The sequence below is a fragment of the Shewanella sp. DAU305 genome, assembly GCF_026802235.1.
Taxonomy (GTDB): domain Bacteria; phylum Pseudomonadota; class Gammaproteobacteria; order Enterobacterales; family Shewanellaceae; genus Shewanella; species Shewanella baltica.
Genome location: NZ_CP113808.1, coordinates 4,274,439 through 4,300,099, shown reverse-complemented (window position 1 = coordinate 4,300,099; position 25,661 = coordinate 4,274,439). Strand labels below are relative to the sequence as shown.

The 25,661-nt window shown below is 45.5% G+C and carries 22 protein-coding genes; 14 read left to right on the top strand and 8 right to left on the bottom strand.

Features of this window, described 5'->3' with window-relative positions; genetic code table 11:
* Window positions 1–114 precede the first annotated feature (114 nt).
* The 6 genes from OX890_RS18290 (at window position 115) to OX890_RS18265 (ending at window position 9,133) form a co-directional block, all read left to right on the top strand.
* On the top strand, window positions 115–1,653 hold the full coding sequence (locus OX890_RS18290; protein ID WP_268649697.1) for a leucyl aminopeptidase family protein: 1,539 nt from the start codon (window positions 115–117) through the stop codon (window positions 1,651–1,653).
* Window positions 1,654–2,780: 1,127 nt separating this feature from the next.
* Window positions 2,781–3,764 carry an alpha/beta hydrolase gene (locus OX890_RS18285; RefSeq protein WP_268649696.1) on the top strand — a complete coding sequence of 328 codons (984 nt, stop codon included), beginning with the start codon at window positions 2,781–2,783 and terminating at the stop codon, window positions 3,762–3,764.
* Window positions 3,765–4,062: 298 nt separating this feature from the next.
* Window positions 4,063–4,770 carry a hypothetical protein gene (locus OX890_RS18280; protein ID WP_115334017.1) on the top strand — a complete coding sequence of 236 codons (708 nt, stop codon included), beginning with the start codon at window positions 4,063–4,065 and terminating at the stop codon, window positions 4,768–4,770.
* A 454-nt stretch (window positions 4,771–5,224) separates the two neighbouring features.
* Window positions 5,225–6,514: an NCS2 family permease gene (locus tag OX890_RS18275; protein WP_006083923.1), complete on the top strand. Its 1,290-nt coding sequence runs from the start codon at window positions 5,225–5,227 to the stop codon at window positions 6,512–6,514.
* Between the two features lie 210 nt (window positions 6,515–6,724).
* Window positions 6,725–7,843 (top strand): glutamate 5-kinase, encoded by a 1,119-nt coding sequence (gene proB / locus OX890_RS18270; RefSeq protein ID WP_006082800.1) that lies wholly within the window; start codon window positions 6,725–6,727, stop codon window positions 7,841–7,843.
* A 12-nt stretch (window positions 7,844–7,855) separates the two neighbouring features.
* A complete protein-coding gene (locus tag OX890_RS18265; protein WP_268649695.1) occupies window positions 7,856–9,133 on the top strand; it encodes a glutamate-5-semialdehyde dehydrogenase in 1,278 nt (425 codons plus the stop codon).
* Window positions 9,134–9,242: 109 nt separating this feature from the next.
* Here OX890_RS18265 and OX890_RS18260 read toward each other — a convergent pair whose 3' ends face one another.
* From OX890_RS18260 to OX890_RS18250, 3 genes are all read right to left on the bottom strand, one after another.
* Window positions 9,243–9,545: a hypothetical protein gene (locus OX890_RS18260; RefSeq protein ID WP_006083921.1), complete on the bottom strand. Its 303-nt coding sequence runs from the start codon at window positions 9,543–9,545 to the stop codon at window positions 9,243–9,245.
* A 211-nt stretch (window positions 9,546–9,756) separates the two neighbouring features.
* Window positions 9,757–10,233, bottom strand: coding sequence for a Cys-tRNA(Pro) deacylase (ybaK, locus tag OX890_RS18255; RefSeq protein ID WP_012090022.1), 477 nt, complete (start codon window positions 10,231–10,233; stop codon window positions 9,757–9,759).
* A gap of 164 nt (window positions 10,234–10,397) precedes the next feature.
* On the bottom strand, window positions 10,398–11,324 hold the full coding sequence (locus tag OX890_RS18250) for a DMT family transporter (RefSeq protein WP_268649694.1): 927 nt from the start codon (window positions 11,322–11,324) through the stop codon (window positions 10,398–10,400).
* A gap of 288 nt (window positions 11,325–11,612) precedes the next feature.
* Between OX890_RS18250 and dnaK the strand changes: the two genes are divergently transcribed.
* Both dnaK and dnaJ read left to right on the top strand, forming a co-directional pair.
* Window positions 11,613–13,532, top strand: coding sequence for a molecular chaperone DnaK (gene dnaK, locus OX890_RS18245; protein ID WP_226060583.1), 1,920 nt, complete (start codon window positions 11,613–11,615; stop codon window positions 13,530–13,532).
* A gap of 110 nt (window positions 13,533–13,642) precedes the next feature.
* Complete coding sequence (gene dnaJ / locus OX890_RS18240) at window positions 13,643–14,776, top strand: molecular chaperone DnaJ (RefSeq protein WP_006082793.1); 1,134 nt, start codon at window positions 13,643–13,645, stop codon at window positions 14,774–14,776.
* 503 nt (window positions 14,777–15,279) lie between these two features.
* Here dnaJ and OX890_RS18235 read toward each other — a convergent pair.
* The 5 genes from OX890_RS18235 to OX890_RS18215 all read right to left on the bottom strand — a co-directional run bounded on the left by OX890_RS18235 (window position 15,280) and on the right by OX890_RS18215 (window position 19,442).
* Complete coding sequence (locus OX890_RS18235) at window positions 15,280–15,951, bottom strand: hypothetical protein (protein WP_268649693.1); 672 nt, start codon at window positions 15,949–15,951, stop codon at window positions 15,280–15,282.
* An 80-nt stretch (window positions 15,952–16,031) separates the two neighbouring features.
* Window positions 16,032–16,955: a RuvA C-terminal domain-containing protein gene (locus OX890_RS18230; RefSeq protein WP_268649692.1), complete on the bottom strand. Its 924-nt coding sequence runs from the start codon at window positions 16,953–16,955 to the stop codon at window positions 16,032–16,034.
* A gap of 237 nt (window positions 16,956–17,192) precedes the next feature.
* Window positions 17,193–18,203, bottom strand: coding sequence for a sugar-binding protein (locus OX890_RS18225; protein WP_268649691.1), 1,011 nt, complete (start codon window positions 18,201–18,203; stop codon window positions 17,193–17,195).
* Between the two features lie 391 nt (window positions 18,204–18,594).
* A complete protein-coding gene (locus OX890_RS18220; protein WP_028759454.1) occupies window positions 18,595–18,873 on the bottom strand; it encodes a hypothetical protein in 279 nt (92 codons plus the stop codon).
* A 413-nt stretch (window positions 18,874–19,286) separates the two neighbouring features.
* Window positions 19,287–19,442, bottom strand: coding sequence for a hypothetical protein (locus tag OX890_RS18215; RefSeq protein WP_157600325.1), 156 nt, complete (start codon window positions 19,440–19,442; stop codon window positions 19,287–19,289).
* A 49-nt stretch (window positions 19,443–19,491) separates the two neighbouring features.
* Between OX890_RS18215 and OX890_RS18210 the strand changes: the two genes are divergently transcribed.
* From OX890_RS18210 to carA, 6 genes are all read left to right on the top strand, one after another.
* Window positions 19,492–20,823, top strand: coding sequence for a DEAD/DEAH box helicase (locus OX890_RS18210; RefSeq protein ID WP_268649690.1), 1,332 nt, complete (start codon window positions 19,492–19,494; stop codon window positions 20,821–20,823).
* A 231-nt stretch (window positions 20,824–21,054) separates the two neighbouring features.
* The gene (locus tag OX890_RS18205) at window positions 21,055–21,639 is read left to right on the top strand and encodes a GNAT family N-acetyltransferase (RefSeq protein ID WP_126492602.1); all 585 of its coding nucleotides are present in this window, start codon (window positions 21,055–21,057) and stop codon (window positions 21,637–21,639) included.
* 148 nt (window positions 21,640–21,787) lie between these two features.
* Entirely contained in the window at window positions 21,788–22,597 is an 810-nt protein-coding gene (locus OX890_RS18200; RefSeq protein ID WP_268649689.1) for a M48 family metallopeptidase, read from the top strand.
* Between the two features lie 217 nt (window positions 22,598–22,814).
* Window positions 22,815–23,432, top strand: coding sequence for an FKBP-type peptidyl-prolyl cis-trans isomerase (locus OX890_RS18195; RefSeq protein ID WP_006083907.1), 618 nt, complete (start codon window positions 22,815–22,817; stop codon window positions 23,430–23,432).
* 71 nt (window positions 23,433–23,503) lie between these two features.
* Complete coding sequence (dapB, locus tag OX890_RS18190; protein ID WP_006082785.1) at window positions 23,504–24,316, top strand: 4-hydroxy-tetrahydrodipicolinate reductase; 813 nt, start codon at window positions 23,504–23,506, stop codon at window positions 24,314–24,316.
* 169 nt (window positions 24,317–24,485) lie between these two features.
* Entirely contained in the window at window positions 24,486–25,646 is a 1,161-nt protein-coding gene (carA, locus tag OX890_RS18185; RefSeq protein WP_086010614.1) for a glutamine-hydrolyzing carbamoyl-phosphate synthase small subunit, read from the top strand.
* Window positions 25,647–25,661 lie beyond the last annotated feature (15 nt).

Sequence of the window (25,661 nt, the reverse complement as noted above, 5' to 3'; positions counted from 1 at the left end):
GGCAGCCAAAGTTTCCAGTTGGGATTTTTCAGAGGGTCTCGATACCACTTTTAGATTGGTAATTAGGTGATAGAGCGGGAATAATGCAGACACAATAATGAAAAAGGATGGGTCATGTTTCAAGTTAACTTCGTTGATGTAAAAGCAGAAAATGCCATTTTTGATGGTGAAGGCTGGGATGCAGTTGTGGTGGTAACGCCAGATCTGGATACCATAGGTTTTGATGAGATCAGTTTATTGGCTCAGCACGGTGCCCACGTGGATAAGCGCGTAGGTAAGAGCCCGACATTACTGTTTGCCCCAGGTCTGGCGGGAGGTCGCTTGATCATCGCGCCTGTCACCCAAGCGAACGACGAGTATGTAGATGTGCGTGTGTATGCCGATGCTGCAAGGGCGGCGATTGCTATCGCAAAAGAGGCGGGCGCCAAACGTCCGTTGTTATATGTGGTGCCATCGAAGGATCTGCGTTTTGGTTTTGCCGCTGAAGTCGCGGCGTTAGCCTGCGGTCAAGAACTGTGGCAAACCTTAGAGCTGCGTGAAGCGACGGGCTTAACGCCTACATTTGAGGCCATAGGGTTATTATCTTCATCAACCCATAACAGCAATTTGCTCAATGCGTTAGAAGCGGGCCGCGTATTAGCGCGGGATTTATGTGGTACTGAACCTGAGCGCATGTCGGCTAAAGCCTTTGCCGATTATTGCCTGCAATCCTTAGCGGGCAGTGTGATCAAAACCGCAGTGGTAGAAGACAGAGATATTTTAGAGCGTGACTATCCGCTGCTCAGTGCCGTGGCGCGATCCTCTTTTGCCGTCGGTCGTCATCAACCTCGGGTGGTGAAATTAGAATATCTGCCAGAGGGTGAAGTGACTCGCACTTTCCTGTTCGCGGGTAAGGGCGTGATTTACGATACCGGCGGCGCCGATCTGAAAGTCGGCGGCTCTATGGCGGGCATGAGCCGTGATAAAGGCGGCGCTTCTGCCGTGGCGGGGCTATTCAAAACCTTGTCAATGCTCAAGCCTAAGGGCATTCGCGTGATTGCCGAGTTAGGTTTAGTGCGTAACAGCATAGGCAGCGAAGCCTTCGTGACTGATGAAATCATCACCAGTCATGCGGGTGTACGAGTGCGGATTGGTAATACGGATGCCGAAGGGCGCTTAGTGCTGGCAGATTTACTGAGTCATTTACGCATCAAAGCCGTGTCGGCGGTGAAGCCTGAAATGTTTTCGGTAGCAACACTCACGGGTCACGTAGTGCGCTGTTATGGCAGTTATCCTGCGGCGGTGGAAAACTCAGTGGCGAGTTCGCAGCAATGCGCTGTCACTTTACAACAGCAGGCGACTCAATGGGGCGAACCCTTTGAAGTGTCTACATTGCGACCTGAAGACTTCGCGAAGATCCGCGATGTGTCGGGCGCTGCTGAAATGTTATCTTCAAATAATGCCCCATCATCGATTACCGCCCGTGGACATCAATATCCTGCGGCATTTTTACTGAAAGCGTCGGGGCTATTTGACCATGGTGTAACAGCCCCAATTCCCTTAGCTTATATGCACTTAGATATCGCAGGCAGTGCGACAGAAGGTGATCCGCTCTACGGCAAACCTACGGCCAGTCCGCTGGTGGGCTTGTATCAATATCTGATCAATCGTTAGTAACAAAAAGAAATAATTCTGTAATATCTTACTTATTAGATGCTTACAGGATTATTTCTGTTTTTCTGTGAAACAGATCGCCATTAACCCTACTATAATTGTGTAATTTAATTACATTAAAAAGCCTTAATTAAAAAAAATACAAATAAAGGTTGTAATAAAACTACAAAACCATATAATTGCTTTCGTGGATTAGGCGCTATGCCTTTCCTCTCTAGTCTATCCAGGATGGATATTTTTCTCCAAGGACCTGAGTGACAAGTCGTCTCAACGGATATGAGAATCTCTAGTTCCAGGGAACCGAGCCAAGCTTCACTAGAGTACTTAATCACAACTAATTTAGGAGTATTGACTATGTCTTATACAGGCAACAACCATTTTTATTGGCAGAACACTTGGTTTAACACTGATGTTTTGCGTGGCGGTTTATTCGCCATGAGCTTTAAGGCTTAACCCTCCTTAAAGTTTAGTTTCCATCATCCATCAACCTTTGTATCGCCTTTTTTGGCGTGTTTAGACTCAAGTAGCATATCGATGTTTTTGCATGGATATGCCAGGTTTTTCCCGCTAGCGCGGTAATGTACTTCCCCGAAAGGGACGCTTGAAATATGTCTTTGCCTGCTCATTGAGCAGGCTTTTTTTTGCCTTTTTTTTATCTAAACCTTACCTAAGTGATCAACTGAGTTAATAACATTTTGACTCATCAACTTACTGATATATCGCAGTCGATTTGTATTTATCAAAAGCTAAACAGAATGCGAGATGCTGAACTAATGGTATTGATTTGGCGGCTTTATTGATTCTACTACCGATGAGTGGGAGTGGATGCCGTGGGTGTACAAATCTGAGTTTAACGCCGAACACGATGAGTTAGATTCTAAGCCTGTCAAAATTAGGTGTCATTGGAGGTACAAGCTGAAACGATATCAAGTGATGACTGCCTTAGCTGTATACTTAGCTGTATAAAAACTGCTACCCCATAAAAGCAAATGCCTATAGCATGAAAATACCGTTTCTATTATTCGAGAGATAGGAATGGGTAACGGTCATTCGTGAAAAATAAGTCAATCCACGACTTATGCCTTGCAGAAAGCCAGCGCATAAATACTAAGGCGATAGGTATCAAAATGACAATGACGCTCCTTACATCATTATTGGCTATACCCGTTTGCTATTTAGCGCTTGCATCATTATTGGTATGTATACCCGTTAGAAAACAGCCTGTCGTTGATAGTCTGGATTTTGATGTTTTAAATGGTAAAGCAGATAACCTTCAACTAAGTGAGCAAACGTATGCTTCGCGTAGCGGAAGTGAGTTGTTTTACAGATTTATCGCCGGCAAGACGAATACGATTCTGGTTCTATTACATGGTTCTGGAGCGGAAGGTCGGTATTTGCTGCACCCAGCTCAAAAATTATCCATTGCAACTGAGATAAGTGTGGTTATTCCAGATCTGCGTGGCCATGGTCGATCAGCACAAAAGACATTGGGAGATATCGATTATATAGGACAGTATGAGGATGACTTGGAGGATCTTAGGCTGCATCTTAGTCAACAATACCCTAATTCATCTATCATTCTCGGAGGACACTCATCCGGTGGCGGTTTAGCGATAAAATATGCAGGAGGAGATCGTGTCGCATTTGATGGATATCTGCTCCTCGCCCCTTATCTTGGCTATCGGGCACCAACTGTAAGGCCAAATTCGGGAGGATGGGTTCAGGTATCGACTAGACGTTATATAGGATTGACGATGTTAAATAATGTTGGAATTAAGCTGTTTAACTCTCTACCTGTGCTATTTTTTAACCGCCCAAAAGAATGGAGCGACCCATTACAGGCTGAAAGCTACTCTTACAGGTTAAATGAATCTTTTTCACCTCAAGCGTATGAAAAGAATCTGCAAAAAAATAATAAACCTTTATTAGTCTTAGTGGGTGCAGATGATGAAGCATTTTACGCAGAAAAGTTCGAAGCCGTTATTAGTAAAAATGCTCCTCATGCGCTCGTCAAAATCATCCCAAAGGTAAAGCATTTAAACCTGCCAAATAATGACGATACGATCAACATTATGAGTAGCTGGATAAATAGTACCTATCAAGGGCATTGAGAGTACGCGCAAAGTGGCGATGTTCACTTCCCAACCTTTAACGTCATAGTTTTAGCTTCTATTACTGCCAAAATGTCTATGTACCTAAGTTCGTTTAGGCAATTAATCCCGTTTTAGGCATACATGTATACCCACGAAAACAATTTTGACCTTCTTGCTTTTATTCAGACTAACTGCTTATTGTCATAACTGGTCGCTGCCAGTAACTTGCTGAATAAAATGTTATTTACTTTCATTTACTTAAGTGTAGTTGCCAGGACTATCGTTGATAGGCTGTTGTATACCAAAAGGAATCGGTATGGCTAAGTTTTTAAATCTATTTTCTTTAAGTTTGATTTTTACCAGCACATTTTGCTACGCAAATGAGCCAACTCAAGTGTTCTTAGACGGTGATAAGATTCACTATCAAGGAGGGTTAGCAAAAGAAGCCAATGAAATGGTGTTTGAAATATTTAAGAAAAATACTTCAAAAATAAAATGGCTAGCCATTAAGAGTGTTGGTGGTGAAGTTAATTTAGGCCTTGATTTAGCCGAGTTTATCAACAAGAACAGCTTAAACGTTGAGGTGACTGAGTATTGTTTATCTTCATGTGCTAACTACGTTTTCCCTGCTGCACATGAAAAACGAATCACGAACCATGCCTTGATAGGCTTTCATGGTGGAACCACTGGCATGGCTGCTGGAGTCGCTGAATTTATCAAAACCTTACCTGAATCTGAGCGCGAGGCCACTCAAAAACACTTTGATGAATATGGTGAAAAAACGCTGGCAAGAGAAGCTGATTTCTTTCAAAAACTAGGCGTTAATCCCAACATCACCACACTTGGCCAAAGTGATAAATATAAAAAATATGAAGATGCGGGTAGTTATGTCGGTTGGTATTACGCCATCAGCGATCTGAATAAACTTGGCGTCAAGAACATATCGGTACTGAATCCACCTTGGGTATTTAAACAGCTTTCAGAAAAGAGTCAGTTTTATAAAGTTGAAGTTACCGGAAGTTAATATCTAAATTCAACTCCAAAGTGCTACTTTCGCTAATTAAGCTACTAATTGATTACTGCTTCGGTCACGCATATTTCGCGCTATTAGTGCCATGCGTTAGGACTTAAAAGGATCTGTATGAAAACATTCTTTAAATTTAAAAATCCTTTAAAAATTGCGTCATTGATCTTTTTTATGGGGGCAATATACAACGCGTATTCAATGGATATCATCGGTCTGGTATGCTTTCTCGTCGCTGCTTTGGTGTTCTTCGTCCTAAGTATTTTCCGTACTGGTAAAAAAGCTACAGCAAGCAAGATTAGTTAACATTTCCCTTCATTATTTTTCCGTACGACAGCCTCTCCTCTGGCCTGACCAGCCTAAACTCCCTATAATCGGCTGCAAATGTCATCACGTTACATAGTGTTTACATCTAACTACCCTACATACTTAAAATAAAAAGGAACCTTGTTCCATGTTAGAAAAACTGTTCAAACTGAAACAAAATCAAACGAGCCTCAAGCAGGAAGCGGTCGCAGGTTTGACCACATTTATGACCATGGCCTACATCATTTTTGTGAATCCAATGATGTTAGCCGATGCGGGCATGGACCATGGGGCTGTATTCGTGGCGACTTGTTTAGCTGCGGCTGTCGGCTGTTTAGTTATGGGCTTGATGGCGAATTATCCTATCGCACTTGCACCCGGCATGGGGCTGAACGCCTTCTTTACCTACACAGTTGTGGGCGAAATGGGTTACAGCTGGGAGACAGCACTTGGCGCGGTATTCCTGTCGGGTATTTGCTTTTTAATCTTATCTTTAGTGCGCATTCGAGAGTGGATTGTAAATAGCATTCCCATGTCGCTGCGTATTGGTATTGCCGCTGGTATTGGTCTGTTCCTTGCGCTGATCGGCCTTAAGAGTGCCGGTATTGTGGTGGCAAGCCCTGCAACCTTAGTGACCTTAGGCGATATCACTGCATTTCCGGCGGTCATGGCTGTGTTAGGCTTTTTCCTGATCATTGCTATGGTGCAACGTGGAATGAAGTCGGCGGTTATCCTAAGTATCTTGATTATCACAGGGCTGGGATTAGTGTTTGGCGATGTGCAGTATCACGGCATTGTGTCTATGCCGCCATCGATCATGCCAACCTTTTTGAAGATGGATTTATCCCAAGTCTTTGAAGTCAGCATGTTATCTGTGGTGTTTGCCTTCTTATTTGTCGATCTTTTCGATACCTCTGGCACTTTAGTTGCGGTTGCGCAGCGCGGTGGTTTCCTCGATGAGAAGGGCCGTTTACCGCGATTAAACCGTGCCTTAACCGCCGACAGTTTAGCGACTATTGCGGGCGCCGCTTTTGGTACGTCGACGACCACAAGTTATATCGAAAGTACGGCGGGAGTGAGCGCGGGTGGTCGTACTGGTTTAACGGCAGTTGTCGTGGGATTACTCTTTATTGCTGCGTTATTCCTGTCGCCATTGGCGGGCATGATCCCAGCGTATGCGACGGCGGGCACACTGTTTTATGTGGCGATTCTGATGATGTCGGGACTCGTGCATGTCGAATGGGAAGATTTGACTGAAGCCGCACCGGTAGTCGTTGTGTGTATATTAATGCCACTGACGTTTTCTATCGCCACAGGCATCGCCTTTGGGATGATCTCTTACGCCGCAATCAAATTACTCACAGGTCGCTTTAGCGATCTCAATGTGGGCATTGTCGTCTTGGCCGCGCTGTTTGTAGCTAAGTTTATCTATGGCTAAGGCTGTCGATTAGTGACCCGTGCAGTGCGAGCTCACAACGTAGATTGTCTACAATAGACAATATTTTTTGAGGGTCATCTCATCGATGGCCCTTTTTCATGCGCGATTCTAAGCAAAATCGAAAATTTATCTCGAGTTAATAACTCCTTGCTACCAATTACCCAGCGGATTAGGTATAAGGATTGTTCGGTTATTTTTTACAAATGAATAATGAACTTAAGTGAGATTGCGTATCGCCGCGTAGTAGTGAAATTGGGGACGAGTGTGCTGACCTCTGGCAGTAAACAGCTAGATAAAGCCCACATGGTTGAGCTTGCTCGTCAAATGGCCGCACTGATGAAGTCAGGGGTCGAAGTCGTATTATGCACCTCGGGGGCCATTGCCGCTGGGCGTGAACATCTCCAATACCCGACACTGCCCGACACTATGGCCAATAAGCAATTGTTAGCCGCTGTCGGGCAAAGTCAGTTGATCCTCGCTTGGTCACAACTCTTTAGTATTTATGGGCTGCATGTCGGCCAATTGCTGCTGACCCGTGCCGATTTGCAGGATAGGGAGCGTTACCTCAACGCCCGCGACACGCTCAATGCCTTGCTGGCGAATAATATTGTGCCGATCATCAATGAAAACGATGCTGTTGCCACGAATGAAATCAAAGTCGGTGATAACGACAATCTGTCGGCCCGTGCCGCACTGCTGTGTGATGCTGACTTATTGATTTTATTGACGGATCAAAAGGGCTTATTCGATGCCGATCCGCGCACGAACCCGAATGCTAAGTTGATCTCCCAAGTCGTCAAGATTGACGACAGCCTACGTATGTTGGCGGGCGGGTCTGTTTCTGGTTTAGGTACGGGCGGAATGTCGACTAAATTGGAAGCGGCGGATATTGCTCGCCGTGCGGGCATCGAAGTGGTTATCGCCTCTGGCCATCACCCCGATGTGATTAAAAAAGTGGTGAGCAAGGAATCCGTTGGGACACATTTTAGTGCCATCGAAAACCCGCTTGAAAGCCGTAAACAGTGGATTTTAGCCGGCCCTGCGACTCAAGGTTCTTTAGTGCTCGATGCGGGCGCGGTCAAAGCCGTGACAGACAAGGGCCGCAGCCTATTGTCTAAAGGTATCGTCGGCGTTAAAGGCCAGTTTGAGCGCGGCGCAACGCTGCAATTAGTTGACCAACAGGGTAAAGTGATTGCTAAAGGGATGACACGATACTGCGGCCAAGCCCTCAGTTTGATCGCGGGCAAGCATTCCGACGAGATCGAGTCTTTACTCGGTTACGATTATGGTGACGCAATCGTGCACCGCAACGACATGGTTGTCTTATAAGCGAGGTCTGTTTTGAGTCAAATTAATCAAGATCAGTATTTACAGCAACTTGGTAATAATGCCAAACAGGCAAGTTATGCCTTAGCCAACTTAACGGCGAGCCAAAAGGCTGGTTTGCTTGAAGCTATCGCCGATGCGCTGACAGAAAACGCCGCCGCCATTTTAGCCGCGAATGCTAAAGATGTTGCCGCCGCTAAAGCCGATGGATTAACGGATGCGATGATCGACAGATTGTTGCTCGATGATGCGCGTCTGGCGGGCATTATTGGCGATATTAGCGATGTGATCCGCCTTGCTGACCCGGTAGGCGAAGAATTTGGCAGTAAATTATTAGATAACGGTTTAAGGCTGACTCGCCGCCGAGTACCACTTGGGGTTATCGGGGTGATTTACGAAGCTCGGCCTAATGTGACTGTTGATATCGCGGTACTTGCCCTTAAAACCGGTAATGCGGTGATCCTCCGTGGCGGCAAAGAAACCCTAGCATCGAATAAACTCATTAGTGACGTGATCCGCGGCGCGATTGTCGCTCAAGGTTTACCGATAGATGCGGTGCAATTTATTGATTCTTCAGACAGAGCTTTAGTGACAGGTTTACTTAAGCTCGATCAATATGTCGACATGATAGTGCCCCGCGGCGGTCAAGCACTGCAGCGCTTATGTGCTGAGCAGGCGACCATTCCGGTGATTTTAGGCGGCATTGGTATTTGTCATTTATATGTCGATAAAAATGCCAATCTTGAGCGCGCTTTAGCCGTGATCGCTAACGCCAAAGTGCAGCGTCCAACTGTGTGTAATGCGCTTGATACCTTGCTGGTGGATGAGCGCGTGGCGAGCACATTTGTGCCGCAAATTGCCGAGTATCTGCATCGTTTAGGCGTGCGTTTTTCAGTTTGTGACACAAGCTTTAGTCTGCTTGATGGTTTAGGGTTTGATGTGACGCTCGCCAAGGCTGAGGATTTTGGCATCGAATGGTTGTCGTTAACCTTAGGCATTAAAGTGGTGAGCGATATCGATGCCGCCGTTAGTCATATTCGCCAATATTCTAGCGGCCATTCGGAAGCGATTTTGACCGATGACATTCACGCAGCGGTGCACTTTATGAACGAAGTGAACTCAGCGGCTGTGTATGTCAATGCCAGCACGCGTTTTACCGATGGCGGTCAGTTTGGCCTTGGCGCCGAAGTGGCTGTGAGCACGCAAAAACTCCATGCTCGCGGCCCAATGGGGCTTGAGGCATTAACCACTTACAAGTGGTTAGCATGGGGTGATTACACTAGCCGTGTTTAGCGGTTAAAAACCATAAAATCAAAGCCGTTAACACACTGTGTTGACGGCTTTTTTGTTCGCAATGTTTGATTGTAAGTGCCAATTTGCAGAGTCTATTTATGGCAGTGCTTCAATGGAGAAGCGGCGTATAGGTGGCAAGTAACCAAATACAGAAGAATAGCGTCGACATAACTGTAGTGAATTTACGAAAGGCTTTGATGTATTCCAAGGTATAAATAAAGTACTTTTCCTGCACTCTGCGGGTGAGTAATACCGAGGGCAGCATAAAACTGCAATAGAGCATGACCACCATAGTGGTAAAACTGTTTCCCCAGAAATGCTCATAAATAAATAAGGCGATGCAGAGTAGCATGGCGCACCAGCTTAGTGGGCTGATGCTATTTTCCGGGGCCCATTGGGTTGATTTTTCCATCTGACTATCCTTAGTCGATTTGTACCTCAGTACAATTTATAGACGCAAGTCTAGGCATTATCAAACGCTTTCTAATGTAGACTCAGTTCGCTGAAGCCAATTTTGTTGTTGCTAGGGTCTTGTTTGCGAGTTATCCAACATGAGCGCGTGCTATTTAATGGAGTGGATTACTTAACGTCGAATGACTTGTGCTTAATGTGGTCGATGTGGCTTAAAGCGTCTTGATATCGGCAAATTCGCCTTTGCAAAGCTGGGCTAAGTCAGTGGCCGCTAAGCTTATCTCCAAACCGCGTCGGCCCGCGCTGACATAAATCCTCTCGAAGCCTTGAGCGCTGTCATCAATTAAGGTCGGTAACTGTTTTTTCTGCGCTAAGGGACTAATGCCGCCAACCATATAACCTGAGGATTTTTGCGCGAGTTCGGCATCGGCCATTTGCAGTTTCTTTTGTCCTAAGCATTTCGCCACGGCTTTTAGATTGAGCTGATGATCGACGGGCACGAGGGCAACGGCAATTGGCGCATGGGCTTTGTCGATGGCGACTAAAAGGGTTTTAAACACTTGTGCGGGTTCAAGCCCTAAGGTGTTGGCAGCTTCTTCGCCGTAGGCGGCGCAGTGTGGATCGTGGCTGTACTCTAGGATATCAAACGCAATTTTGGCTTTTTTCGCCAATCGAACGGCCGGGGTCATTCTATACTCCTTCACAAAATGGGTGATATTAGCGCTTAATTTTGATGTAAAACGTTAGCCACTTCGGTTTTTACGTTCTTTAATTGGCTCATTGCAGTGAGCCAAGTTTATTTCAGGCGACGATTCAGTGATGACTCTGCCATCACTCAGCTATCTCTCAACCATCATTCAGCTAGCTTTGGCTTTGGGCTTATTTTGCTTTTGCGCTCGGTATAACGGGGCCAAAGTTGTTGCAACATCATCCCTGATAAAATAAACGCTAGGCCGAGATAGGTCGCCATCGCAATTGTTTCTTGCAAAATCCACGCGATAAAACCAATCGACATCACAGGGGATAAAAACACCATAGTGCTGATGTTCGCGGTACGAGTGGCGGTTTTCAGCGCCATTAACCAGAGCACGAAGGTAATGCCCATCTCAAATAAGCCCACATACACACCTGCAAATATCGCCTTAAGACTAAAACTGGGCAGGGTATCTGTCAGCACTAAAGTGACGGCAATAAAAGGTAAGCCGATAAGAAAACTCAATAATAAACTCACCACGGGATCGCCTTGATCTTTAGTGTTGACGATCCAATATAGGCACCAAAGTAAGGTGCTGGTCAGCGCCAGTCCGATCCCAAGCGGGCTATCAAAGCTAAAGCCGCTGATATCGCCGCCGGTGGCAATGATAAACACCCCAGTGTAGGCAATCAGCGCCGCAGCAATGTCGCTCTTACGCAAATGTTGCTTTAACAAAGGCGCAGCCAGTAACGGCAGTAATACCGCCCAAGTGTAATTAAGTGACAACGCTTGCTGCGCTGGCAGTAAGGAATACGCCTTAAACAGCACCACATAGTAGAGGAAGGGATTGATGAGCCCTGTCACCAGATAAAACATGGGGCGGCGTAAAAATTGTTGCTTGAGTAAGGAAAGCTTTTTTTGCCAAGCCAGGATACCGGCAAGGGCAATAATCGACGTGAGTACGGCAACAAACACCAGTTGCAATGGCGTGTAGTAACTCAAGGCAATCTTAAAGGCCGTGGCCACAGTAGACCAGAGGAAGACCGCCGCCATGCCATACACGTACGCTAAATTTGAAGACTTCACTCTGCTACCTTACCTGGATAAACATCCGCCAAATGTGGGCAGATTGAATAACAGCTTTAGTTGATAAGCAAGACTATTTTATCTGCTTGGATATTTTATCCCGCTGTAGATGCGAGAAAGATAAATCAGAAAATTTTTTTGTTCGCCCTTGTAATTAAATTCCCTGTCCCAATATAGGTATCAAGGCAGAGAAGGTGGCCAACGATGGACTTGATATTTCAACCGTCTAGCCCCATATCAAAACCAACTAAACAAATTTAGATTGAATGAAATTTTTCGGAGGACCTCATGGGTAAAATTATTGGTATCGACTTAGGCACAACAAACTCTTGTGTAGCTGTCCTCGATGGTGGCAAAGCACGTGTGTTAGAAAACGCTGAAGGCGATCGCACAACCCCGTCAATCATCGCTTATACAGATGATGAAACCATTGTCGGTTCGCCAGCAAAACGTCAAGCTGTGACTAACCCAACTAACACATTCTTCGCGATTAAGCGTTTGATCGGTCGTCGCTTTAAAGATGACGAAGTCCAACGTGACGTGAACATCATGCCATTCAAAATCATTGCAGCCGACAACGGTGATGCATGGGTTGAATCGCGTGGCAACAAGATGGCTCCACCACAAGTTTCTGCAGAAATCTTGAAAAAGATGAAGAAAACCGCAGAAGACTTTTTAGGTGAAGAAGTAACAGAAGCGGTTATTACTGTTCCTGCTTACTTTAACGATTCACAACGTCAAGCGACTAAAGATGCGGGTCGTATCGCAGGTCTTGATGTTAAACGTATTATCAACGAACCAACGGCAGCAGCATTAGCCTACGGTATTGATAAGAAACAAGGCGACAACATTGTTGCGGTATACGATTTAGGTGGTGGTACATTCGATATCTCTATCATCGAAATCGACAGCAACGATGGCGACCAAACATTTGAAGTGTTGGCAACCAACGGTGACACCCACTTAGGTGGTGAAGACTTTGACAACCGTTTGATCAACTACTTAGCTGATGAATTCAAGAAAGAGCAAGGCTTAGATCTGCGTAAAGATCCATTAGCAATGCAACGTCTGAAAGAAGCAGCAGAAAAAGCGAAAATTGAACTTTCAAGCACCAACCATACTGAAGTGAACCTGCCATACATCACGGCAGACGCAACAGGTCCTAAGCATTTAGTGATTAAAATCACTCGTGCTAAATTGGAATCACTGGTTGAAGACTTGATTCTCCGTACATTAGAGCCACTGAAAGTTGCCCTGGCTGATGCAGATTTATCTGTAACAGACATCAACGAAGTGATTCTAGTGGGTGGTCAAACACGTATGCCTAAGGTTCAAGAAGCAGTGACAAACTTCTTCGGCAAAGAACCTCGTAAAGACGTGAACCCAGACGAAGCGGTAGCCGTAGGTGCTGCAATTCAAGCGGGTGTTCTGTCAGGCGACGTGAAAGACGTATTACTGTTAGACGTAACACCACTGTCTCTTGGTATCGAAACCATGGGCAGCGTGATGACTAAGTTGATTGAGAAGAACACCACTATTCCTACTAAGGCGCAGCAAGTGTTCTCAACAGCCGATGACAACCAAAGTGCAGTGACCATTCACGTACTGCAAGGTGAGCGTAAGCAAGCGAGCGCGAACAAGTCATTAGGTCAGTTCAACTTAGACGGTATTGAGCCAGCACAACGTGGCCAGCCACAAATTGAAGTGATGTTCGACATCGATGCCGACGGTATTCTGCATGTGTCTGCGACAGACAAGAAAACCGGCAAGAAACAAAACATCACTATCAAAGCATCTTCTGGCTTAAGCGAAGAAGAAGTGGCGCAAATGGTACGTGATGCAGAAGCTCACGCAGATGAAGACAAGAAGTTTGAAGAGTTAGTGCAATCACGCAACCAAGCTGACGGCTTAGTTCACGCAACTAAGAAACAAGTTGAAGAAGCGGGCGATGCACTGCCAAGCGAAGATAAAGAGAAAATCCAAGCTGCGATGGATGCTGTTGACACTGCTATCAAAGGCAATGACAAAGAAGCCATTGAAAAGGCAACTCAAGAACTGATCGAAGCATCTGCTAAGCTGATGGAAATCGCTCAAGCTAAGTCTCAAGCTCAAGGCGGCGACAATGCCGACGCGGGCAAACAGGCTAACGCTGCTGCCGATGACGTTGTCGATGCTGAATTCGAAGAAGTGAAAGACGACAAGAAATAATGACTTGTTTTCAATCAAATAGATTGATTTCAAAGCGTTAATTTCTAGGCGGGCGTTACGGGGCAACCCTAACGCCCGTTTGTTCAACACCAGCTGAGAAGCATGAGATTATGTCAAAGCGAGATTATTACGAAGTATTAGGTGTCAGTCGTGACACTAGCGAACGTGAAATTAAAAAGGCCTACAAACGTCTGGCCATGAAATTTCACCCAGATCGCAACCCAGGCGACAAAACCGCAGAAGCTAACTTTAAAGAAATTAAAGAAGCCTATGAGATCCTAACCGACGCCGACAAAAAAGCGGCTTACGACCAATTTGGTCATGCGGGTGTGGATCCTAATCGCGGTGGCGGTGGTTACGGTGGTGGTCAAGGCGATTTCGGCGATATTTTCGGTGATGTCTTTGGCGATATTTTCGGCGGTGGACGTCGTGGCGGTCAACGCCAAGCGGCCCGCGGCTCAGATTTACGTTACAACCTAGAGTTATCACTGGAAGAAGCCGTTAAAGGCTTAACCAAAGAACTGCGGATTCCAACGCTGGCGACTTGCGATCTGTGTGAAGGCAGCGGCGCTAAAAAAGGCACCTCTGCAACCACCTGTGGCACCTGTCATGGTCAAGGCCAAGTGCAAATGCGCCAAGGTTTCTTTGCGGTGCAACAGCCTTGTCCAACCTGTCATGGCCGCGGCAAGATCATCAAAGATCCTTGCACTAAGTGTCATGGCGATGGCCGTGTTGAAAAGAGCAAAACCTTATCGGTTAAGATCCCAGCCGGCGTTGATACGGGTGACCGTATTCGTTTAGCGGGTGAAGGCGAAGCGGGTGAGTTTGGCGCGCCAGCAGGGGATTTATACGTTCAGGTCAGTGTGCGTGAGCATGCGATTTTTGTCCGTGATGGCAACAACCTTTACTGCGAAGTGCCGATATCCTTCAGTAAAGCGGCCCTAGGCGGTGAGATTGAAGTGCCAACACTGGATGGTAAAGTCAGCCTGAAGATCCCAGCCGAAACGCAAACGGGTCGTATGTTCCGTTTACGTGGCAAAGGCGTCAAGTCGGTTCGCAGCCATGCGGTAGGCGACTTGCTCTGCAAAGTGGTTATGGAAACCCCAGTTAACTTAAACGATCGTCAAAAAGAACTGTTACGCGAATTTGAAGCCACCTTAACCGGTGAGTCAAAGAAGCACAGCCCAAAGGCTGAGGGCTTTTTCGATGGCGTGAAAAAGTTCTTTCAAGATCTGAATAGCTAACTTGGTTTGATAGCGCTGCTGTTATGTTAGCAGCGCGCTAGATGAATAAAGCCCCGCAGTGTTTAGTACTAGCGGGGCTTTTTTATGGCTGTTTTTACGCTAAAACAACTTAAAAGGTTTGATGTGAGTTTGATTGTTCTGCTTTGCTATTTGGCTTTATAGCCGAGATTGTTTGTGACTTAAACCTAGCTTTAGGTTTCTCTTTTTTAAAGAAAAGTCAAAGTCGTGGGGCTTCACCCCACACCCGACCAAGGAGGACTGCTCGTCCTATCCTCCTTGGATGCTCCATGACGCCCCTAACGGAGTTGAAAGCCCCTTGTGCTCATTGCCAAATTTGCTATCGCTTCCGAAGGATGCGTCCCTGCACCTGCGAAAGCTAGCTTGCCATCCATGGCAAGACTCACGCAATTTGTCTATTCGCCCTGCGGCAACTCCGAGGGGATGGTGTATTCCTTAGATTCTGGTGTTATCAATAAATTGTTCTGGCATAAAAGTTATAGATTTTAAATTTTTTTGGTATTGAGCCGGTATTTACTACCTATTCGTTGTTGATACTCTGTATCAGCATCCACTTTATCTTGTTTTGCTTGCTGTAAACGTTTAACTGCACTCTTACTGCCATAATACGAGCGGTCTTTATATTGTTTTTTTGCGATAGTCCTAGCATCTTTGTCTTGTTGCAAATCGCAAGAAAAGTGACTCTCATCAAGCCAATATAAAGCTTGCCTCTTACCGTTATATTCACTTTGCTCTGAGTGTATAAACCAGTACTGGTAACACTCTCCTGTTAGTTTTTGTAGATAGCCTCTAAAGCCACCACCAAGCAAATTACAAAGATGATCTCTAGCATGCTTGTTGCCATCAGATAGAATTAAAAGCAATTCATAAACCGGACTTCCGGTATTTGGTAGTGCGGCTTCAGGAGCAGTAAATAGTAAATTATTCATACTATTACTGAGAGGGGGTGAGCAGAGTAACATGCTGTTTGATTCGTTTTGTTGTTTTAGGAACTCAGATTCAAACTCACGATCTGCACAGGTATCCGTGTGCTGCTTAATTGAATTTTGAGAGTAAAGCAGCCTACTTTTTCTTCCTATCTTGAGAGTGGACTCAGATCTGGTTATTGATGTCGGATGCATTGTTTTGCGTGTTATTGGGTGTTTTTTATTAGCCATGTCAGTTCCTCTTTGGTTCACTGACCTCTTATTATTCACATATAGCTTTTTTGTTCAAAAACAAATAAACGGCTTATTTGTTATTCTAATAAAGAAATAATGGCTTTTTTTATGATTTCTTCTGCAGTGAGCCTTTGGTTATATTGCTTTAAAACGACCTCCTTAGCTTTTGAGCTGGGGTATCCAAGTGAGATTAAGGCATGAATGGCATCATTTTGAGTTTCTTTAAAATCGATTATCGATTTTGACTCATTTAAGTATTGCTTCTTCCACCTATAATAAGAGGTAATAAAGCTTTCTATATTAGCTTCAGTAAAATCAACTATCGGGCAGTCAGTTTCATTTTGTTCACATTTTCGTAGATAATCCAGAGCAAAATCCTGAAGATTAAATGAGGTACTAGATTTTATTGCGAACTGTTTATTGTGCTCTACTTGATAGTGAAACTCTTTAAAGTTTGAGCTACGGGCTTTTCTCATCGAATAATTACCCGCTCTTTTAACCTGTCGCCCAAAAAACACCTCCTCTAACGATAATTTTCCCTCAGCTATCAAGTATAAGCTAAAGCATTTTGCTAGCATCATCATTACTTCTGGAGGAGGGTAGCTGCCATAGCTAATATCTTGAAGAAATATTTCTAAAGGATTGCCTTGTCTAAAGTGTTTTTTATATGGAATTCTCCATTCTTCACGTTCTGCTATTTTATTGTATTGTTTTTCAAGAGTTTCAATTTCATTTAGCCCGATGGTTCTATCACTAGTATCAAAATCTTTCCCTCTATATTCTGGAGTAACTGATGATAAATTAGTTAGTTTTTCGGAAAGTAACTCTGTAGTTGGCTCTTGAATTCTTTCATACATATTATTTAACCAATCAAATGTATTGAATAAATTAGGCTCAACTTCTGAATCATTTATCAATTGGAGTATTGTCGATTCTTCAATTAAACTTTCACTTTCAGCCCAATCTAAGTCTTCATAACGTGAATTATCTATATCATTCATTTTTTAACCTATATGCTTTTTATTTTATAAAGCCAACCTGATTAATTGTATAGCTAAGATAGAACGCCTGTTGTGAATGTTAAGGGAAAATTTTAAAAATAAATTTCGGACACAGAAATGCTTTAAATATTTATAGTCATAGACTCTGTTTATAAAGATAGATAATTGAGCGTGAGCCATCAATTATGAGCAATGGCTCTTTTGATAGGTGTACTGGCCTAATCCATCATTTTTGCGTCACATTCCGGTACGCTTGTCGCAGGTGTCAGCGTTTTGAGGAGTGCAAAACGTAACAGGTGTGTAGATTGTTTCTTCATACTTTTGTTTTGTGACAATTTTATAAAGCGTCAAAATTGCTTGTCTTCCCATTTCATATGGATTTTGACCCACATTAACATGAGCAAGACCATCTTTCAGCATCGTTAACTGCTCTGGTGACGTATCAGTAATAATAATGACGATTTCTTTGTTGTTAATTTTTTCTTGGTATGGAGTAATCATTTCACGATAGAGCGCATCATTATTTTGCACCCAACCACCAACGGCGATAAAAGAGTCTGCCTTCACAGGCTTACCTTTCATCACTGATTCCATTTGTTTTACGGCTTGACTAAGTTGATCAAAGTTAAAAAAAGGTTCTCTAACTTCTGTCCAGCCAAAGTCGCCATTAAGTAATTCCCCTGGCGGAGTATCGTATTTTTGCCCTGATAAGGCGGAACGTACACCCATAAGTCTTAAATTCAGATTGGGGGAATCTGGCCGCCCAGAATGCATTATCAACGTTCCGCCATTTGGCCGTAGCTTTTTTAACTGTTCACCCAATGACTTACCCAGTTCAAAATTGTCAGTGCCTATATAAGCTAGGCGTAAATTCTTAGGTTCTTCTTTGATAGAAGCATCAAAATCAGAGTCATAGGTAACAATTGGTATTCCGGCTTCTTTGGCTCTTTTTAGGCTATTTTCAACGAGGTATTTAGATTGTGTAACCGCGACCGCGATACCATCGATACCTTCGTCAATCAGTTGATTTATTACCTGATCTTGCAATCTAACACTGCTTATTTCGGGTCCTCGATATATACATTCCACGCCTTCAATTTGTGCTGCAGCATCTATACAGCCCGTTTTGCTTTGATCAAAAAAAACACTATAAAATTTTGGCACTACGGCAAATTTCAGTTCTTTTCCATAGACTGATGATATTAGTAATTGGCTTAATGCAATGAACAACAAAAATAATCTGATCACACTTCCTCCTAAAAAATAATCAGACAGCAACTTAACGCTTTACAATCGAATGTAGCAAAGGAATGGATTTAAAGATATGAGATACATCCGTGTTATTGAACATTATTGTTCAGAATCAGTAGTCCACAATAGAATGGCGAACGGGTAGTTAGATATGAACTTTGTTCGTCAAGGGAGCATCCAAGGGCGAAGGCCAACGGCCGTTTTGAGCGCGAGATAGGGATATCGAGCTGGCAATTTAACATGGACGTTTTTGATAGGACGAGCAGTCCTCCTTGGTCGGGTGTGGGGTGAAGCCCCACGACGTTGATTTTGATTTAAAAATCCAAACGAAGTTTGGAAATGGGGTATGCGTGAGCCATCAATTATAATCAATGGCTCTTTTGAGAGGTTACTCTTCTGGAACAGTAAATGCGGCTTCTACTTTCTCTAACTCTTGCTCGGTTTTAAGCTGAAACGCTTGCTGCTTTTTAAGTTTGGCTTCTTCTTCAAGTGCGGCTTCTCTTTGTTTAAATTCGTGTCTCTCTGGTTTAGTCAGAAACTTAAACGCGAGCTTGTTGCCTAGCACGTAGGCGACCACGTCTTCACCTTTTGTGCGGCGTTCATCGACGCGTTGTGAAAAACGGGCGTTATCGCGGGCTTTACGTTCTTCGGCATTTAACTTACTCATAATCTGTTCTCCTCATTTAGTTAATCACGGTAGTGTTCCACTACGTTCAGTTAAACAAATGAGTTGTGTTGCACATTCATAAAGCTGATTAGGCGGGATTCTACCATAAGCGCTCACGAAAGCTGTGGGATTAAAATCTACCATCCCATCACCTGCGTTAACTTTGCGCACATAAGAAAGATGCGGCATGAGTCTCTTTTAAGATACACCACGAACACCTAAGCGACAGGAATACATCCATTCCTGCCAACTGGCCGTTAGGCATGGAGCTTGTTGGCAGGGGAGATCCAAGAGGGGATTGCTGTTGAGCCCTCTTGGTCGACTCTTGATTTAACATCAGGGGGTGAAGCCCCACGACTTTGATGTCGATTTTGATTTGATATTCGGTTTAGAAATTCAAACGAAGTTTAAAACTAGACTTTCTTAACGGCGTAACGTAAATGCCGTAACTGTATTGTTGCAAACAGCATCATTGCAAACCATATCGTCGCAAAGAGTACCGTTGCAAACAGTATCGTCGCAAACTGTACTAAGGCTTGCGTAAAAGCCGAAACAACATTGGTATTCACTGCCAACTCTCAGTAAACTTTCGCTCCCATGTTTTGATCCGGTGCTGTGATGACCTTTCCCGAGCTTTCTTCTTCCCCTGAGTCGTTAACTTTTGCTGAGCTTGGCATAAATTCGGCGTTACTTAAGGCTTTGCCTGCAACGCTGGTGCATCCGACAAAGGTGCAGCAACTCGCGATTCCGGCCATTCTAGCGGGAAGGGATTTGTTAGCCTTAGCACAAACCGGTAGCGGGAAAACCTTAGCTTTTGGTTTGCCACTTCTACAACAACTTTTGTTGCAACAGCAAACACAGTTACAGGGTGCTAAGTCTGTGCCGCCCTCAAATGCGCTGGCGTTAGTGCTGGTTCCTACACGGGAATTAGCGCTGCAAGTGACTGAAGCGTTGCAAGCGGTGGCAAGTCAGTTATCGGCTTCGTTGAACATTCAGCTTCTGTGTGGCGGCGTCCCCTTGGAAGATCAATTAGTAGAACTTGCAGCCAAGCCGCAGGTATTAGTGGCAACCCCTGGGCGTTTACTGGATTTATGCAAACAGTCCCACATCAGCCTCGATTCGATAAAACATCTTGTGCTGGATGAAGCTGACCGCCTGCTGGAAATGGGGTTCTGGCCCGATGTGCAAAAGCTGATGGCGTTTATGCCGAAGCTTAAGCAAACCTCGTTGTTTTCCGCCACCTTGCCCGAGGCGTTGGATACATTGGCGGGCAAGCTGCTGGTGAATCAGCCGTTACGGGTCGAAGCCCACAAGGTGAATTCAGTGGCTGCTGAAATCGAAGAACAACTCTATTTAGTCAACAAGGGCAGTAAAGCACAGGCACTGATTGCGTTGTTAAAACAATATCAATGGCCGCAGGTGTTGGTGTTTATCAGCGCCCGTGATGATGCCGATGCCGTTGCTAAACGGCTCGCCAAAGCGGGGATGAAAGTCGCCGCGCTGCACGGTGAAAAAGATCAAAGCGTGCGCAGCCAAACCTTGGCCGACTTTAAAGCTAATCGCATTCAAGTATTAGTGGCGACTGACTTGATGGCGCGCGGCATTCATGTCGATGCCTTGCCTGTGGTCATCAATTTGGATTTGCCTATGAGTGCGCCTGTGTACGTGCACCGCATTGGCCGCACCGCGCGCGCTGGCGAAAAAGGGCTGGCGATTTCCCTCGTGTGCCACGGTGAAATGACTACTTTAACGGCGATCCGCAGTTTAACTGCGCGGGAGTTACCGCTGGCATTATTGGCTGACTTTCCGGTCACGGATAAGCCGAGTGAAAATACCAGTGATGGCACCGCAGATAGCAAGGTTGAGCGTAAGCGACCACCACGGGATAAACAGGCGAATCGCCGTAGCATCAATAAGCATAGCGCCAAAGCGTTTAAAGGTAAGCGCTGAGCTTGAGGCTATTCATTATGAAGCTAGAGTAGAGTCATAGTGAAACTGGAGTGATGCAATCCTGAAACAAGAGTGAAGCCATCCTCAAGCAAAGAGTGAAGCTATCCATAGCGTTCAAGCTTGGCGTGCTGCTATCACTAAACCGATAACAGAATAAAGCGCATTGGCTGCTGTTAACGATTTCGCTCTGGGTGTAACTTAGTGACTTATTTACATTAAGGGAGCTAAGTTATGGCATCGACATTGGCGTTAAGCAAAGCACTTCATAAAGTGGTGAGTAACGGTTTAACGACCGAGCACTTTGTACTTAGGCCATTCCAGCTAGCGGATCTTGAGGCTTTTACCGTCTATAGAGCCGACCCTAAGGTCGCCCAATATCAAAGCTGGACGGATTACCGTTATAGCGATGCAGTCGCGCTGTTCGACAATATGGATTACGCACAATTTGGTGCGGCGGATACATGGTTTCAACTTGCGATTGTCACTGCCGCGTCGGGAGCAACACCGACCGCGCTCGTTGGCGATCTGGCGCTGCACTTTATTGATGAGCAGCAGGTAGAAATCGGTTTTACGATTGCGCCTGAGCATCAAGGTAAACAGGTCGCTTTTGAGGCCGTCAGCGCATTGCTGGATTACCTCTTCATTGAATTACATAAGCATCGCGTTATTGCGATCACCGACGCACAAAATCTTGCCAGCTGTCGCTTACTCGAAAAACTCCACTTTAGGCGCGAAGCCCATTATGTGAAAAACATCTTCTTTAAGGGCGCGTGGGGCGATGAGTATCTCTACGCCTTGTTAAAAGAAGAGTATTAATTCCCTTTAGGTGCAAGGTATCGATAACGCTCGTCGCCAGTGTTTCTCTATTTGGCTTATCGACCCTATCTCAGTAAAATCTCTTTATTAGTTGAGCCCGTTTGGCTCAAGGATCTTCACGCCCGTCATGGGATTTAAGGAGTGCCAGATGAAATCAATGCGTTTAGGCTTAGTGGGTTTGGCGGTCGTGCTCGGATTATCGGCCTGTGCGACCACGCAATCGCCAACGGGGCGAGGGCAGACTTTGCTCTTTTCAGCGGCGCAGATGCAGCAGATGGGTGATGCTTCTTTTGAAGAGATGAAAAAGCAGCAAAAGGTGAGTAGCGATAAAAAGCTGACGCAATACGTGAATTGTGTCGCCAATCGGGTGACGGCAGTATTGCCGGACCAAACTCAGCGTTGGGATGTGGTTTTGTTTGACTCAGAACAAGTTAACGCCTTTGCACTGCCGGGCGGCCACATTGGGGTTTATACCGGATTGCTTAAGGTCGCCAATGGTCCTGATCAGCTTGCTACTGTGCTTGGTCACGAAGTGGCGCACGTATTGGCGCAACATGGTAACGAGCAGGTTTCTCGCGGACAGTTAACGGGCGTCGGTATGCAAATAGCCGATGCGGCGTTGGGGGCGAGTGGCGTGTCAAATCGCGACTTATATATGTCGGCGTTAGGACTCGGTGCTCAGGTTGGGGTGATTCTGCCCTTTGGCCGCGCTCAAGAGAGCGAAGCCGATGTGATGGGCTTAGAGCTGATGGCGAGAGCCGGTTTCGATCCGGCGCAAAGCGTGGCGTTATGGCAGAATATGTCGAAGGCGGGCGGCAGTCAGGGGCCAGAATTATTATCGACCCATCCTTCGAACAGTAACCGTATCGCTCAGTTGCAACAACTGCAAGGGCAGATGCAGCCACTCTATGCCAGTGCTAAAACCCAAGTGAAGAATCAATGTGTGGCGCCGAAATAAGCTGCACGCAGCATAGCGAAGTGCCACTTAGCTGAGTGTTAGTGGTTGTTTTCTGGACAATATGCGTCCTTAGCCTATTTACGCTTTTGGATAAATACGCAATAAGTGTGTAAAAAAGCCGCCTTAGTTAAATAAGCAGTCAGTTTATCAGCATAGGTCGCGGAACTATGGTAAACTGGCGCGCAAAATTCCACTGATAAATTGAGAGTCGTTAATTATGTCTGATAAATTCAGTACTGTTGAACAGCAAGCAAGCTACGGTGTAGGCCGTCAAATGGGTGAGCAACTGGCCGCCAATTCTTTTGATGGTGTGGATATTCCAGCCGTTCAAGCGGGTTTAGCCGATGCGTTCGCCGGTTTAGAAAGTGCTGTGTCTATGCAAGATCTTCAAGTTGCGTTCACTGAAATTAGCGGTCGTATTCAAGCTGCTCAAGAGCAAGCTGCTGCAGCTGCGTCTGCTGAAGGCGATGCCTTCTTAGCTGAAAATGCTAAGCGTGATGGCGTGACTGTGACTGACTCTGGTCTGCAGTTCGAAGTATTAGTCCAAGGTGACGGTGCTACTCCAACTTACGAAGATACAGTGCGTACTCACTACCATGGTTCTTTCATCAATGGTGATGTGTTCGATAGCTCTGTAGTTCGTGGCCAACCAGCTGAGTTCCCTGTATCTGGCGTTATCGCTGGCTGGACTGAAGCACTGCAACTGATGCCAGTAGGCACTAAGTTGAAATTATTTGTTCCACATCACCTAGCTTACGGTGAGCGCGGCGCGGGGGCATCGATTCCTCCTTATTCAACTTTGGTATTCGAAGTTGAATTATTAGATATCATCTAATATTGATAAAACGCCTAAGCCTGTCTTAGGCGTTTTCTTATGGAAGACAAAGAAAGATTGAGGAGATTGAAATGAGTGGACAAGTGAGAGTGGCAATCGTCGGTGCTGGTGGTCGTATGGGACGCACTCTTATTGAAGCGGCTTACAATCACGACCATATATTGCTGGGTGCTGCTATTGAGCGCGCTGGCTCTAGTTTAGTAGGCGTGGATGCAGGTGAGCTAGCTGGTGTGGGTAAATTAAAGGTCATGATCATGGATTCGCTGGATTACGCGACCGATGATTTTGATGTCTTGATTGATTTCACTGCGCCAGACGCCAGTATTGTCCATTTAGATTGGTGTGTGCGCCATAAGAAAGCCATGGTGATTGGCACAACCGGTTTCAATCATGCTCAAAAAGAACAGATCAATGCCTTTGCCGAGCAAACGCCGGTAGTGATGGCGCCGAATATGTCTGTGGGTGTCAACCTGATGTGGAAATTACTCGAACTGGCTGCCGAAGTTATGGGTGATTACACGGATATCGAAATTATCGAAGGTCACCACAGACACAAAAAAGATGCGCCGTCGGGCACGGCCCTGAAAATGGGTGAAGTGATTGCTAAGACCTTAGGTCGTGATCTTGAGAAATGTGCCGTGTATGGCCGCGAAGGGATCACGGGTGAACGTGACCGTGAAACTATCGGTTTTGCGACTATTCGTGCCGGTGACTTAGTCGGTGAACATACGGCCATGTTTGCCGATATCGGTGAGCGTTTAGAGATCACCCATAAAGCTTCGAGTCGTATGACCTTTGCTAACGGCGCTATGCGTGCCGCCCACTGGCTCGTGGAGCAAAAACCGGGCTTGTATGATATGCAGCAGGTTTTAGGTTTGCATTAATATTAAAAACGCCGATATGGCGTTTTTTTTTGCACCCAGATACCAATGGGTGGACGGTTTCACGTTTTTCCTGTAAACTCGTCGGAATTTGTCAAAATTTCGTAAATTAGCGGAAATTGGTATCTTAACAAAACACAAAAAACATTATATTTCAGTGGCTTGGCTCTTTATGGAGGTCGCGTTGACAAAGTCTGCCTTACTCGTACTCGAAGATGGAACTGTATTCTCTGGCACAGCAATTGGTGCCGATGGTCTCTCTGTTGGTGAAGTTGTTTTTAACACTTCCATGACAGGTTACCAAGAAATTTTAACTGATCCATCCTACTCACGCCAGATTGTAACATTAACCTACCCACACATAGGCAACACTGGTACCAATGATGAAGATGTTGAATCCGATGGGGTTCACGCTTGTGGTCTTATCATTCGTGATCTTCCGCTCATCGCAAGTAGTTTCCGCAATCAACAAAGCTTAAGTGATTATCTCAAAGCGAACAATGTCGTTGGCATAGCAGATATCGATACCCGCAAGTTAACTCGTATTCTCCGTGAAAAAGGTGCTCAAGCCGGTTGTATTATGGCTGGTGCAGACTTAGACGAAGCAAAAGCGCTCGCCGCTGCCAAAGCCTTCCCCGGTTTAAAAGGCATGGATCTCGCTAAAGAAGTCACAACTAAAGCAGCCTATCCATGGCGCAAAGGTAGCTGGCGTTTAGTGGGCGGTTTACCTGCAGATACGCCAGCAAATGAGCTTAAATACAAAGTAGTAGCCTACGACTACGGCGTTAAGCAAAACATTCTGCGTATGTTAGTGGACCGCGGTTGCGACGTCACTGTTGTGCCAGCTAAAACCTCTGCCGCCGACGTGCTGGCGATGAATCCCGATGGTGTGTTCCTTTCGAACGGCCCTGGCGATCCAGAACCATGCGATTACGCAATTGAAGCAATTCAACAGATCCTGAAAACCGACACACCGATTTTCGGTATCTGTTTAGGTCATCAGTTGTTGGCTCTGGCCTCAGGTGCAAAAACCTTAAAGATGAAGTTTGGTCACCATGGTGCAAACCACCCAGTGAGCAACATCGAGAAAGGTAACGTGATGATCACCAGCCAAAACCACGGTTTTGCTGCCGATGAAAGCACGCTACCCGCCAACATTAAGGTGACGCATAAGTCGCTGTTTGATGGTTCACTGCAAGGTATCCATCTTACGGACAAACCTGCGTTTAGCTTCCAAGGTCACCCTGAAGCGAGTCCAGGCCCGAACGATGCCGCACCTCTGTTCGATCACTTTATCGAGCTTATTGAACAATACCGTCAGAACGCCAAGTAGTACGCTAGCTAGGAG